We start from the raw sequence: 14,529 nt of genomic DNA on the forward strand, positions 1-14,529 counted from the left end.
ATGAAAGTAATTCTGTTCGGTGCAAGTAAAGCGGGTGAGAACTATATTTCCAACCATCCCAATATTGAAGTATTGGCGTTTGCCGATAACGATAGTGCCAAGCACGGTTCTAGTTTTATGGGTTACCCTGTTATTGCACCGGCAGACATTTCAAGTTACGTCATCGACAACATAATTATTACCAGTCAGTGGATTGACCAAATACACAGTCAACTCACTAATGACTTATGTATTCCCAAAGCTAAAGTGATTGTTCCGAGCAAACAAGCTGTGAAAGCCGCACTGCCTTTTGAAGACAAAAGGACGCTTTCTTTCGCTCAAACTTTATTGCGAACGTTAAATCGCTTTTGCCAAACGCGAGATATCGTATTTTGTTTAGACTCAGGCACACTATTAGGCGCGGTAAGAGACAAAGGGCTTATTGCATGGGACGACGATATTGACCTTGCTGTCGACAAAACAAATTTTGCTAAGCTGCAATCTGCGCTTCCCGAGCTTAGTAAAGTGTTAACTGAACAATTTGATGTAGATTGGAACATTGTGATTATCAATGTAAACGGCATTGATTCATGTATCAATTTAGAGTTTGCGAATTCAAGTACCAGTGCATACGTACAATTTGATATCAGCATTCAATGTAGAGAATCGCTGGAAGGTTATTCAGAACTATTATCCTCTGGTGGATTATTTTTCGCGCCAGCAAAGCACTTCGACAACTATGAGCCAATTACTTTTCTAGACGAAACGTTTTTGGCTCCCTTTGATAAAGAAGGCTTTTTGACTTTTATGTACGGGGCATGGGAAACGCCTAAAAAAACAACTCAAATCACCGAATATGAAAACCGTCGGGCATCGATGCCTTCTCCAAAAGGTGGTATAAAAATACAGAAACGTACAATCACAGCAAAAGGCATTTAAGACAAACGTGAACGTTCTTCTTTCCAGTGCGAGTAACAAAGTCCCCTTGCTGTTGGCTTTAAAAGATGCGGTTAAGCGGATTTCGCCCAGTGGTGTAGTGACTGCAGGTGATATCAACGAAAAAGTATTGACGCGTTACTTTTGTGATGAGTTTTGGTGTATGCCGCCAACAGTCGAGGCAAATATCGATCACATTATCGCTGAGCTTAAACAACGAAAAATCACTCATATATTTCCCACCAGAGATGGTGAACTACTTTTCTGGGCCGCACTAAAAGAAAGATTGAGCGACGCAAACATTGTCGTCATTGTGTCAGAGCACCACGCCATTGAGCGCTGTTTAGATAAGCTAGCCTTCGCTCAGCTTGATGTACCGTCCATTATTCCAACGTTCTGCGAGCTAAATGGCGAATTAAAACAATCCAAGATAAAACGCTATGTGGTGAAAGAACGTTTTGGTGCAGGTAGCAAATCTATCGGGGTTAACCTCAATATTGACGACGCAGCGGCTCACGGCAAGACACTTTCATCGCCCATCTACCAACCCTTTATATCAGGCCAAGAAATAAGCGTTGATGCATGGTTAACTCGCGAGAACGTTGTAAAAGCGGCGGTGTGTCGCGTACGTGAACTTGTAATAAATGGCGAGTCTCAAGTTACGTACACCCTTCCCCAGTTTCCCTTGCTACCCATTATAAATGACGTATTATCGGCGCTTAAACTCTCGGGTCCTGTCGTACTACAAGCCATAGTAAGCGGTCAGCATTTGCATATAATCGAATGTAACTCGAGATTTGGCGGGGCATCAACGCTAGGCATCAAAGCAGGCGTCGACAGCTTATACTGGAGCCTATACGAATCGCTGGGCCATAATATTGACCAGATACCAGCCATACTTTCAAAAGAGAAACTCACACAAATTCGCGCTGCCACAGATTACTACCTATGATTTACATTTTTGACCTTGATGACACGCTTTATAATGAGCGCCACTATGTTGAATCTGGCCTAAGGGCTGTTGCTTCCTATGTCGAGAGTACCTGGGGCGTAAACAAAGAAGTCGGCACCAAGGAATTGACCACTTTACTGGATAAGAACGGTCGAGGTCGTATTTTTAATGATTATCTTGCCATGCACAACATTGCAGACACAAAAAGCAATGTGAAGGCATGTGTTTCTGCATACCGATTACACAAACCCTCTCTTACTATGCCATCAGCACACCTTTCGCTGTTGAATGCTTTACCTTCCCCTTTGTATTTAGTCACTGACGGCAACAAAATAGTGCAAAGTAATAAGGTTGACGCGCTAAATATTGCGCCACTGTTTAGACGCGTATTTATTACACACCGATTTGGTGTTAAGCATGCAAAGCCATCTCTTTACTGCTTTGAAAAAATCAAAAAGGCGGAAAAATGTGAATGGCGCGATATGGTATATATCGGCGATAACCCGTCCAAAGACTTTGTTAACTTAAACAAAATGGGAATGCCCACGATAAGAGTCCTTACTGGCGTGCACAAACACGTTGTCGCAAAGCCAGGATATGACGCTGCTCATACAATTAACCACTTAAACGAATTAACGTCGATCAAACTATAGAAAGTCCCTTTAACATAGCTTCTTTTAGCAGAAGTATTTGTGCACTGATAAACACCTAAACGCATAGATTCTAATGCTTTATGGCAAATATGCCGACACATGATATATTGTGTTTATAACCATAAAAACAGCGAGCAAACCATGTTCGACGGAAAATCGATTCTCATAACAGGTGGTACAGGGTCATTTGGCCATAAATATGTCGAAACCTTGTTAGCGAGACACAAACCAAAGCGCTTAATCATTTACTCGCGTGACGAGCTAAAACAGTTTGAAATGCAGCAAAAATTCAACGCGCCTTGTATGCGATATTTTATTGGTGATGTGCGCGATAAAGAGCGTATGCATCGTGCTATGCAAGGTGTTGATTTCGTGATTCACGCCGCGGCTATGAAACAAGTCCCAGCTGCTGAGTACAATCCTACAGAGTGTATTCGTACTAATATCGACGGCGCGGAAAACGTAATCAATGCTGCAATAGACAATAACGTGAAAAAAGTGATTGCACTGTCAACGGACAAAGCGGCAAACCCTGTTAACTTGTATGGTGCGACTAAGCTCGCATCTGACAAACTGTTTGTGGCAGCCAACAATATCGTTGGTGCGGGCGCATCGCGTTTTTCAGTGGTTCGTTATGGTAACGTAGTAGGTTCTCGTGGCTCGGTGGTGCCTTTCTTTAATAAGCTAATCGCAGAGGGCAGCGACCACATTCCAGTCACGCACAAAGACATGACACGATTTTGGATAACCTTGCAGCAAGGCGTCGACTTTGTGTTAAAGAACTTTGAGCGCATGCTAGGCGGTGAAATATTCGTTCCAAAGATTCCCTCAATTCGAATAGTCGATTTAGCTGAGGCAATGGCGCCTAATACCCCGATAAAATATGTTGGAATAAGACCTGGCGAAAAGCTGCATGAGATGATGTGTCCTGGTGATATGTCGTTGCACACGTTTGAATTTGCCGATCACTTTGTTATCGCACCCGCTATAAAGTTTTTCCATAGAAGCAATAACTTCACGTCAAATGCACTAGATGAAGTGGGTAAACCTGTGGATTCTGGTTTTGAATACGTATCTGATACAAATGCGCACTTCCTCAGCATTGAAGAAATAAAGCAGTTTAATGAGGAAGCACAAAAGTGATTCCCTACGGGCGCCAGCACCTTGATGAGAGTGATATAAAAGCAGTCTTAGACACACTTAAATCTGACTGGTTAACTCAGGGGCCAGCGATCCCTAAGTTTGAAAGTGCATTCGCAGACTATTGTAGTGCGAGCTATGCCGTTGCGGTTAATAGTGCGACATCTGCCCTTCATATCGCATGTCTTGCTCTTGGCGTAGGTCCGGGCGATTGCGTATGGACCTCGCCTAACTCATTTGTTGCCTCATCAAACTGCGCGCTCTACTGTGGCGCTGGTATAGACTTTGTCGACATTGATTTGCAAACCGGCAACATGTGTGTCGACGCCTTAAAGCACAAGTTAGAAAACGCTGAAGCGAACAACTGTTTACCAAAGGTAGTCATTCCCGTACATTTTGCAGGGCAACCTTGCGACATGGCGAAGATACGTGCACTTTCCAAACGGTATGGTTTCTTCGTTATTGAGGATGCCTCTCATGCTGTTGGTGCAAGATACCAAGACAAATCTGTTGGAAGCTGCGAATTTTCTGATATTTGTGTGTTTAGTTTCCACCCGGTGAAAATAATCACGACCATGGAAGGCGGTATGGCGCTTACCAACAGTATGGAACTGGCAGATAAAATGCGCATGCTTCGTAGTCACGGCATTACCAATGATCCAGCGATGATGACTGAGGATAGTCATGGTCCTTGGTATTATCAACAGATTACGTTGGGCTTTAATTACCGTATGACTGATGTAGAAGCGGCGCTTGGCTTAAGTCAGCTGGATAAACTCGATACATTTGTTGAAAAGCGAAACGCACTAGCTGCCTACTATGACAAGTCACTTTGCGACCAGGCATATATTGCTCCGCTATCACAACATAATGATACTTACTCAAGTTATCATCTATACGTTGTCAGAGTGAAATCACTAGACAGTACGACACATACAACGCTTGTGACACAATTGAGAGAGAGCGGTATTTTTGCCCACGTTCACTACATCCCTATTCATTTACAACCTTACTATCAAAACTTGGGTTTTAAGAAAGGCGACTACCCAAACGCGGAGCGTTATTATCAGCAAGCCATTACGCTGCCTATGTTTCCTGACTTAAATGAAAATGATGTTGCGTCAATTGTGTCTACGCTCATCAAACATGTAGATAATTTACGATAGAATCTGCGATAGATTCTCGTACAACCGCGATAAATATTCTCAAAAAAACTCTATTTAAAATCTCTGTAGTCGATAAAGAAGATAGGGAGTAAAGAAGTAAACAACATTCTGGTAAGTTAAAAGAGAATCTCAATTATGTCCACGCGAACAATAACAGCACTACTTACCACCTACAATTGTGAGCGCTTTATAAACGCCACCATTGACAGCATACTCTCGCAAACTTTTTCAGATTTTGATTTTCTGATTATTGATGATGGATCTTCAGACGATACATGTAAGCTTATCAGACAATATAATGATCCGCGTATCACTCTTATTACGCACGACGAAAATAAGGGTGTTGGGTACAGACTTAATGAAGCATTAGACTTAATTCAAACGCCTTATATTGTAAAAGTAGATGGCGATGATTTAAGTCTCCCTACTAGATTTGTAGAACAACTATCTTACCTTCAAAGCCATCCAAATGTTGCAATAGCAAAGTGTTACATCGAATACTTCACAACAGATCCACAGGTTGAAAGAAGTGATCGATTCCGACAGTTTCAAGAAGAAAAGGCCCCTCTCCTAAACAGCATAAATACGATTGAAAAAATTAGGGAAGAGTTACTAAGATGGTGCTGTGTAACACATAGTACTTATTTTGCCCGAAGTGACGTCATCAAACAGCTAGGTTATGCCGAGCGAAGAATGGGGGAGGATTACGATCTCTTTTACAGGGCCATTAAAGCAGGCTTTGACATCGGTTGCGTTCCAAAATGTCTACTAAAAGTGCGATTAAGTGACTCTTCGACAACAACCTTGAACAGCTCGACCGATGCATTTGCAAATATGTTAGTAGAGCTGAAATTAGCGGAGATAGAAAAGATTGTAGATAAGCATGGGGCGCTTTATCTCTATGGACGTGGTCAACTATCTAAAGCGCTAGCAAAGTGTTTTGCAGCGCGAGGGTATCCAATAAATGGTTTTATTGATAAAACTGCTGGCTGTGAAACCATCGAGGACACAACTCTATGCGTATTTGAGCACTCACCTACTCAATATGGTGGTGTTATTATTGCCGCTCAACCCGTTCGAGAAAAAGTAAGAAAGTCGTTAAGTTGCGCTGGCTGGCGTGAATGGGATGACTTCTTGGTTATAGCGTAACTTATTCAATGAATGTTAAAACTAAAGCTGCAGTTATAGCGGATGAATTTACATTACTATCGGTTGCATCGATTTGGGATGTTTGTTCTCTCAATAGACTCAATGCAATTGATCAACTGAAAGCCTTCTGTCCAGACCTATTATTTATAGAATCTACATGGAATGGGGCGGATGGAAGTTGGAGTAATGAAAACCGCATTACGTCTCAACTCCCCCTCATCCAGTCTTTAACAGAGTTCTGTAATCAGAACAACATCCCGACTGTGTTTTGGAATAAAGAAGACCCTGTGCATTTTGTAGACTTTTCTATCAGAGCAAAACTGACAGCACTTTTTGATATTGTGTTTACCACAGAAGTCGATTGTATCGCTCGCTACAAAGCCTTACTTGCACATGAGAGGGTCTATTTTTTACCCTTTTTTGCGAATACACAAACATTTTACCCTAAGGATTTGAAACGTCAGTCTGGCTATTGCTTTGCTGGTTCCTGGTATGAGAAGTACCATGAACGCAATAACGATTTTCTTCACTTATATGGCTTGATAAAAAACAGTGGCGCGTCAGTAAGTATTTTTGATCGAAACCATCAGAAAAATATCGAAGGAAGAACATTCCCAGCTGAATTCCAACCAAGTATTGTAGGTAACCTCCCCTATACAGAGATTGACAAAGCTTATAGCGGTTATGAAACCGGTATTTCTCTAAACATTGTAAAAAATGGACAGACCATGTTTGCGAGGCGAGCAGTAGAGCTCTTAGCATCAGGTACCGCTGTGGTATCGAATTACACAAGAGCAATGAGAGTCTTGTTTGGAGAATTGGTTGATACCGTATCGTTATATGATGACAAAATTCACCATACATCATGCGATACATCCGATCGGTCTACCTTTATCAAAAACAATCTTGATGAGCATTATTTCCAGCATCGAGTTACGCAAAAGATCGCGTTGTTGCAAGGCAAAGGGGGCATACCTAAAAAGGGAGGTACTAACGGGAGTTGCCGTCTACGTCTTGTGGAACAAATGAGTGAACACTTTAATTATCAAGACGCTATTTGTTATACCCGTTCTCCAGTATCTAACCTATTAGAATCTGGCCATTTTGAAGTTAACACCTCTGCCTTGAAGGTAAGTACTACAAACGACAAAGTAACAATAACTTCAACGCTATCAGAAACTGAACATTCTTATATTAACCTGACATCTCATTTTCATGTTTCTGAATTTTCGGAGTTCGAAGAGTTTGTCTACCTAACAGATGATGAACGTACCGAACTAGATATATGGCAATACAATGAATCTGGTGCTTGTGTTCAAAGAGATTTGTTTTGCACATCTCAACCATGCAAGCTAAAAATACAACCTACTGCGATATCAATAAGAATTGGATTCAGAGTAACTGGCCCAGGCACTAGAAGCATTGAAGTGCTATCAAAAGGACGGCTACGACGAATTCCTCACTATATCATTCCAATAACTCGTTCTTATTTGCACGTCACATGTAGCGAAGAAGAGCTGATTGCTAATGTTAACGCGATTAAAAGCCAGCATTCCGGAAACTATGAAATATTTGTAGATACTGGGGAAGACGATACATTCGATTACACCAGTATTGGACAGACAAACATAATTATTGGTGGAGAAAGAGTTCACTCGGCCATAAAAGAGGGACGAAAGTTGGCTGCACAGCTAGGCTACGATTTTTACACGACACCACTGACGATAGAAAACCAAAACTCATGAAAATATTGAAATCGCCGATATTATCGGTAGATGCAGGAAAAATTTAAGAGAGAGCTGTTTGATGCAAGATGATTGGTTAGCCTTGTTTAGGGAGCAGTGGCAAGATAGGACATTCATCGCCTTTGTGGGTACGGGCAGAATTGGTACCGAGTTTTTTGCGTCCTTCTTTAACTCGGTGCTTAAAGAGGGCATCAGTGTACATGAACCAATTCCTGACGCATTCAACCTTGCCATGAGCTACATCAGAGGTAAGCGAAACACTCAAGAAGCTGCTAAAGAATACATCCGAATTCGAAGCGGCCTATTTTCTCAAATGGAGAATGAACGTTGTCATTATTTCGTTGAATCGAATAATAATCTTTCACTGCTGCTTCCGATTATCAAGCTCTTATTTCCAAACTATAAAATCGTACATATTGTTCGTCCTCCAGAGGACTATGTTTGTTCAGTCCTTGGCAATATACAAGCGAATAGCTATTCGATGTACAGCGTTGATGATCCCAGAAATCGTCCAACAGCAACTGATTTCAGTGATGATAGCTTTGCAACAAAATGGGCACAATTTGAACAAGCTGAGAAAATTGCGTGGTTCTGGGGAAAATACAATGAAGTAATTAGAAGCGAACTATCTGGCGACGCACATTATCTGCGTCTCAATTTTGTCGATTTGTTCAAGAATAAGCCATACGCGTCAATGGCAGAAATATTGGCTTTTTTAGATATCCCCTCTTTAAAAGCGTTAAGTGAAGAAGAGATAAACACTCATCTTCATTCACCTAAAAACAGTGCCAAGAAGAAAATAAAGAGATTTGAAGAATGGCCAATCGTATTACAAGAAAAATGTAAAACCATCTTCAAACACTTTGGAGCTGAATATAGTCTTGAGAGCTGATTTTTCACAGTTCTTACCTTAACAAACACGTGTATTATTATGATTGAGCGTAAATTAGCGACATTTTTATCAGGCCAAGAATTAAAAAGAAATGCACTAACTCGTGAAGAGTTAGAACGCCATGACATGCGCTTTTCCAAAGGACTTCGCAACACTGTATTTGAACAGGGTGCACATTTTCACTCAGGTATTATAAATCCCGAGTTTACAGTGTTTCTTGGCGCATACTCCTACATGAATGACCTTGGCTATGTTCGTGACAACACCTTTATAGGTCGATACTGTTCAATTGGAAGAAGAGTAACCATTAGCGCAGGAATTCATCCCATGCATGGCGTAAGTACACACCCCTCTCTACGCAAACCCATGGAATATAATACTCATCAGTTATCCGAACTTGGTATCGAAAATTCAGCGCCGACAGTAAAGAAAACCAGAATTCTCAATGATGTTTGGATTGGTGATGGGGCCATAGTCATGCCTGGCGTTGAAATTGGTAACGGCGCAGTTATCGGCGCCAATGCTGTAGTGACAAAAAATGTACCTGACTATGCGGTAGTTGGAGGAACCCCTGCCCATATAATTAAATATCGATTTCCTGAATCTGTCAGGGAAAAACTGGCGAAGAGTCAATGGTGGAACCTACCACATGATGTTCTCACCAACCTGCCCAGTGGAAATATATTTGATTTCCTTTGTGCAATAGATGACTTACCACAACTGCAAGAAGAAAAAGCAAACTATTACTTGCTGCATGAAGATGAAAAAGATTAGATTCCTAACGCATAGTATTAAAGATAATGACCTATAGCAAAACGGCACAGTGATATGAAAAGTTTAGTTAAATTTGTTCGTTCTATTTATGATACAGATGCATTCATACCACTGCACGAGCCGCGTTTTTCTCAGTTGGAACATCACGTTCTGCGCGATGTTGTCGATTCCACTTTTGTGTCCACTGTTGGAAAATATGTTGATAAATTTGAAGACCAAATCAAGTCCTATACCGACGCTCAAGGCGCTGTAGCTGTAGTTAATGGCACTGCAGCACTACATGGTGTACTTCATGCGTTGGATATTTCGTACGGCGATTTGGTGATAACTCAAGCCGTGTCATTTGTTGCTACTGCAAATGCAATTAAGATGACTGGAGCTGAGCCAGTATTTGTTGATATATCACGAGAGAGCTTAAGTCTTTGCCCAGAAAAGCTCGCTCAGTTTCTCTCTGATAATACCGTTCTTGATGACAAAGGCAGATGTATTCACTTATCAACCCGAAAGCCAATCAAGGGAATTGTTGTTGTACACACTTTTGGGCACCCAGCGCTTTTGGATGAGCTTATACAAGTTGCTAACAACTGGCATATTCCTTTGATTGAAGACGCGGCTGAAAGCTTGGGAAGCTTTTACAAAAACAAGCATACTGGAACGTTAGGGAAGTATGGTGCAATAAGTTTTAACGGAAACAAAATTGTTACCACTGGCGGAGGTGGGATGATTTTGACGCGTAGTAAAGAAGATGCTCTTCGTATCAAGCATTTAACGACAACAGCTAAAGTAGCTCACCCCTTCGAATACTATCATGACGAGTTTGGATTCAATTATAGAATGCCTAACTTAAACGCTGCTCTTGGCTATGCGCAATTTACATCATTCCTAAATATTCGAGAACAAAAACGTGAGTTAGCGCAACAGTACGCTAGTTTTTTTGAAGATACTGAATATAGTTTTGTTAAGGAGCCTTCTTATGCGAGTTCCAATTATTGGTTAAACGCGGTGGTGTGCAAAAACGCTGACGCTAAGACTGCGATGTTGGAAGATACTAACCGACAGGGGGTAATGACACGCCCTCTGTGGCAGCTTTTAAATACGCTTCCGATGTACCAAGCATCCCTGTGCGCTAACCTAGACAATTCACAGTGGCTTTTCGAGCGTTGTGTGTGTATCCCTAGCGGAACATTCAAGGAGTTATCATCAAATGAACAACAGTGACTTCTCAGTTTTTTTTATATCAGAAACCGACACTATCCTTGATGCGCTAAAACAAATGGACCGTATTGCTAAGAAGCTGCTTATTCTTGTTTCGCACAATGATACCTACATAAACCTGATTTCTGTAGGCGATTTACAGCGCTCAATAATCAATAATGTTCCCCTTAGCGCACCGATTTCAACACTTAAGATTGATCCTAAATGGGTATGTAAAGACACTGACTCTTATAGCCACATAAAGCGTACAATGGCGAAGATTCGCTGTGACTTCATGCCAGTCATAGACGAATCTAATACCATTACGGGAATATATCATTGGAACGACGTTTTTGGTGGCGTTAATAGGTATAAAAGCCAGGGTTGTAAAGGTGTGCCAGTCGTTATAATGGCCGGAGGTAAAGGGACGCGCCTGAAGCCGATATCAAATGTGCTACCTAAACCTTTGACTCCAGTAGGTGAGCGTACCATTTTAGAAGAGATCATCAGCCAATTTAAATCTGTCGGTTGCGACGAATACTATCTTTCCGTTAATTATAAGAAAGAGCTAATAGAATACTTTGTGAATGGCTTTAAAGACGACGACTATGAAGTCAATTATATTTGTGAAAGCGCGCCACTGGGAACTGCTGGCTCTCTTTCGTTACTCAAAAACAAAATAGACCGTACGTTCTTTGTCACGAACTGTGACATTCTGATTAATCAAAATTTAGATGAAGTCCTTGAGTATCATAAAAAAAATAATAACAAAATCACTTTAGTGGCGGCCTTGAAACACCATAAACTGTCTTACGGTACACTTAAAACTGGGGACGACGGCGTTTTACTTGAGCTCGAAGAAAAACCCGAGTTTACGTTTAAGATAAATACAGGCGTTTACGTGCTAGAGCCTGATGTTTTAGATCATCTACAACAGAACGAATATAAAGACATTACTGACTTAATTACATTAGTTAAAAATGCCGGAGATAGAGTGGGCGTTTTTCCTATTAGCGACAAATCGTGGATGGATATTGGAGAGTGGCCAGAATACATTAACACTGTCAAAACATTATCTGATGACGATAATTTCAGTGGTTTAGTATTGAATTAAGATAACGATGAAAAATATTGTTGTGCTTGGGGCTTCTGGCCATGCAAAAGTGGTGATAGATATTATTGAGAAGGACAATAGATTCCAAATCGCTGGTATTGTCGATCCATTATTGCCAAAAAATTCGATGTTTATGGGGTACCCTGTAATAGGCCATGACGATGACCTTCCAAGGATCGTAGAGAACTTTCAAATTTACGGAGCAATAGTTGCGATAGGTGACAATTCTCTGCGCCAGCGCATTGCCAGAAAAGTGAGTCATAGTGTCCCACACCTTAGCTTTGTGACTGCTATACACCCAAGAGCGACCATCGGAACTCAAGTCACGATAGGCCCAGGAACAGTTGTTATGGCCGGAGCCGTAATTAATTCAGACGCAAAAGTAGGTAGTTTCTGTATTTTGAACTCTATGTCGCTTTTAGAACACGATTCTTGCTTGGGAAATTTTGCGAGCCTTGCACCGCGTGCATCCACGGGAGGAAATTGTGATATTGGCGAGATGGCGACTGTAGGAATGGGCGCTGTTGTACTGCAAGGACTATCAATAGGGACAAATACAATTGTTGGTGCAAGCGCAATGGTGAATAAAGACTTACCAGATAATGTAACCGCTTATGGACTGCCAGCACGTATTATACGTCACCAGCAGCCACACGATTAGCAGAGCTATATATTACTGTACACTTTACTGTCAGGGTCAGTAATAAAGCCATCTCTGACGACTTGTAATATTTGTTCTATGCCATCAGGTACAGTTTTCGTAATTTTAAAATCGAGTACACGACTAATTTTATCGAAGTTTACGCGGTAATCTCGAGGGTCTTCTTGTTTTTCAACGTAGCGAATATTAGCGTCTGGTAGAAACTTAATAATCTCTTCAACTATCATTTTTTTCTGATAATTTTCTGAGGAGTCTCCAACGTTGAACACTTCAAAAGCCACTTTTTCGCTCGACGCTTTAAACACTTCGAGCACTGATCGTGAAAGATCGACTACATGACAATATGGACGCCAGAATTGCTCACCAAATATGACCAACTCTCTTCCAAGCGCCAATTCCTTTGTAAATTCATTTACGGTTAAATCAAATCGCAGTCTTGGAGATAATCCGTAAACAGTTGAGAAACGAAGACAAGTAGGTTCGCACTGACTTCCCTCTTCTCTTTTTGACAACAAAAATTGTTCGAATTCGACTTTGGTTTCTGCATACAACGAGACTGGGGCGAGTGGGGACGTTTCCGTTACAAATCCATCACTGTCTTCCATCTTCCCGTAGTTACTGCAGGTTGATGCGAATACGAAACGCTCTACCCCATGCTTGTTTGCAACATTGTAAACTAACTTTGCTCCATCTAAATTAATTGACTTAGTGAGTTCAGGCTCTTTAGCACAAGCAGGATCACCAACAATTGCCGCTAAGTGAGCGACAAAATCAATGCCTTGCATAACCTCATTTAGCAGTGATTCGTCACGGATGTCACCTTTGACAAAAACAAAGTTCGGATTATTTAATAGCTCTACAATGCTTTCACCACCGAAGCTCAATGTATCTAGTACAGTGACGTGATAGTTATTTTCGAGCAGGATCCGTACTAAAACACTTCCTATATAACCGGCACCGCCGGTAACAAGTACCTTTTTCATGTTTATTCTCTTTATATTGAAGTCTGTGAAGGCCTAATCAACAACCAATTCATACCAACCCTTTATCAGCACCTGCCAATCACCAAAACTAGCGACGCGTTCTGCATTTTTACTTGTATCCTTGGGGGATGATTCAAGCGATAGCAACGTTTGATTTATATCAGTCAATTTATCTATTGTGGTGTAAGTGACGCCTGCATTCACCAATTTAGAATAGTCCAACCAGCGGCCTGTTATCACTTGACTCCCTGCATACAACGACTCTATTACTGTGCCGGATGCGGCATCAGTAATAGGTACAATGATATTGATATCTACTGAAAGTCTCAGCATCGCTACATCATCGTCGGACAAATAACTCTCTAGTGTTTGATAACTCAACTTTGTTGAAGCTAATGTTTGTTTTAGCTGTTCAATGTAGCTAGGGTAATTTCCATAGGTAATAGGCAGAACGAAGTGAACATCCGTTAACTGATCTTGGATTTTAGCAAGCTGTTCAATAACTTTTATGTGCTGATGTCCAGGGTCAGCATTGTAACCTATAAGTGCAATAGTCTTATCGATCGGTAAACCTAATTTTGTTCTATATGTCTGCTTATCAGCTATGTTTGCTCTTAAGCTTTTTATCTTTTCAAATGGAAGTAGCCCAAAGTGACAATGAGAAAACTGCATAGAAGGTTTCCTCTTCTCAGACAATAAATTTTGAAGCGACGCTTTCATTTTAGGTGTATGACAATTGATTGAATCACATTTGTTTAAAATTTGAGCCAACATTGCTGGGTTGCTACACCGCATTAGGTCAGAACCCCAAATTACAGCGGTTAGTTTACGTGTACATAACTTGTATAGAGGCACTGCAAACTGATGTAAAATATCGACAAAATGAATTTGAATGTTGTCGTAACGAACACGGTTTTTCCGAAACAATACCCATCGCAGTACGCCTAAAAACCAGCCATAACGCACTTTCTTTCCAAACTTATTTTTCCACCACTCGCAAATTGAGTTGACATAAATATTGTCTGCCAGCACGTCGTCACGCTCTATTGGCAGAATACTAAGACAATCTACCCGCAAAGCAGGGTCGTACGCTTTTAGATTGTTTATTAGTCCAACAACAAAGGTTGAGTTGACGTTACCAATTATGAGCACTGATTTCATTATTTGTTAAGTACATCCTGGAATGTACCC

Annotated in this window: 14 protein-coding genes; 12 read left to right on the forward strand and 2 right to left on the reverse strand. The window is 41.1% G+C overall.

The genetic code is table 11. The features are described 5' to 3' along the window. From LHL20_RS03640 to LHL20_RS03695, 12 genes are all read left to right on the forward strand, one after another. Positions 1–918, forward strand: coding sequence for a LicD family protein (locus LHL20_RS03640; protein WP_226432286.1), 918 nt, complete (start codon positions 1–3; stop codon positions 916–918). A gap of 7 nt (positions 919–925) precedes the next feature. After that, positions 926–1,867, forward strand: a complete 942-nt coding sequence (locus tag LHL20_RS03645) for an ATP-grasp domain-containing protein (RefSeq protein WP_226432287.1) — start codon at positions 926–928, stop codon at positions 1,865–1,867. Further along, positions 1,864–2,520 carry an HAD family hydrolase gene (locus tag LHL20_RS03650; RefSeq protein ID WP_226432288.1) on the forward strand — a complete coding sequence of 219 codons (657 nt, stop codon included), beginning with the start codon at positions 1,864–1,866 and terminating at the stop codon, positions 2,518–2,520. Before LHL20_RS03645 ends, LHL20_RS03650 begins: the two co-directional genes overlap by 4 nt. Positions 2,521–2,661: 141 nt before the next feature. After that, positions 2,662–3,663, forward strand: a complete 1,002-nt coding sequence (gene pseB / locus LHL20_RS03655; protein WP_226432289.1) for a UDP-N-acetylglucosamine 4,6-dehydratase (inverting) — start codon at positions 2,662–2,664, stop codon at positions 3,661–3,663. Next, positions 3,660–4,826 (forward strand): UDP-4-amino-4,6-dideoxy-N-acetyl-beta-L-altrosamine transaminase, encoded by a 1,167-nt coding sequence (gene pseC, locus LHL20_RS03660; RefSeq protein WP_226432290.1) that lies wholly within the window; start codon positions 3,660–3,662, stop codon positions 4,824–4,826. The genes pseB and pseC overlap by 4 nt, the downstream gene beginning before the upstream one ends. A gap of 135 nt (positions 4,827–4,961) precedes the next feature. Next, entirely contained in the window at positions 4,962–5,975 is a 1,014-nt protein-coding gene (locus tag LHL20_RS03665) for a glycosyltransferase family 2 protein (RefSeq protein ID WP_226432291.1), read from the forward strand. Positions 5,976–5,983: 8 nt separating this feature from the next. Further along, positions 5,984–7,720: a CgeB family protein gene (locus LHL20_RS03670; protein WP_226432292.1), complete on the forward strand. Its 1,737-nt coding sequence runs from the start codon at positions 5,984–5,986 to the stop codon at positions 7,718–7,720. A 61-nt stretch (positions 7,721–7,781) separates the two neighbouring features. Next, a complete protein-coding gene (locus LHL20_RS03675; RefSeq protein ID WP_226432293.1) occupies positions 7,782–8,612 on the forward strand; it encodes a sulfotransferase domain-containing protein in 831 nt (276 codons plus the stop codon). A gap of 39 nt (positions 8,613–8,651) precedes the next feature. Next, positions 8,652–9,386, forward strand: a complete 735-nt coding sequence (locus LHL20_RS03680) for a CatB-related O-acetyltransferase (protein WP_226432294.1) — start codon at positions 8,652–8,654, stop codon at positions 9,384–9,386. Positions 9,387–9,440: 54 nt separating this feature from the next. Then, positions 9,441–10,604 carry a LegC family aminotransferase gene (locus LHL20_RS03685; protein WP_202264135.1) on the forward strand — a complete coding sequence of 388 codons (1,164 nt, stop codon included), beginning with the start codon at positions 9,441–9,443 and terminating at the stop codon, positions 10,602–10,604. Then, complete coding sequence (locus LHL20_RS03690) at positions 10,591–11,694, forward strand: nucleotidyltransferase family protein (RefSeq protein ID WP_202264133.1); 1,104 nt, start codon at positions 10,591–10,593, stop codon at positions 11,692–11,694. Before LHL20_RS03685 ends, LHL20_RS03690 begins: the two co-directional genes overlap by 14 nt. 22 nt (positions 11,695–11,716) lie before the next feature. After that, complete coding sequence (locus LHL20_RS03695; RefSeq protein WP_319003207.1) at positions 11,717–12,355, forward strand: acetyltransferase; 639 nt, start codon at positions 11,717–11,719, stop codon at positions 12,353–12,355. A 5-nt stretch (positions 12,356–12,360) separates the two neighbouring features. Here LHL20_RS03695 and LHL20_RS03700 read toward each other — a convergent pair whose 3' ends face one another. Both LHL20_RS03700 and LHL20_RS03705 read right to left on the reverse strand, forming a co-directional pair. Continuing rightward, positions 12,361–13,338, reverse strand: a complete 978-nt coding sequence (locus tag LHL20_RS03700) for an NAD-dependent epimerase/dehydratase family protein (protein ID WP_202264129.1) — start codon at positions 13,336–13,338, stop codon at positions 12,361–12,363. A 33-nt stretch (positions 13,339–13,371) separates the two neighbouring features. Then, positions 13,372–14,499, reverse strand: a complete 1,128-nt coding sequence (locus tag LHL20_RS03705; protein ID WP_226432296.1) for a hypothetical protein — start codon at positions 14,497–14,499, stop codon at positions 13,372–13,374. Positions 14,500–14,529 lie beyond the last annotated feature (30 nt).

It is taken from the genome of Alteromonas sp. McT4-15, assembly GCF_020515205.1.
Classification (GTDB): Bacteria; Pseudomonadota; Gammaproteobacteria; order Enterobacterales; family Alteromonadaceae; genus Alteromonas.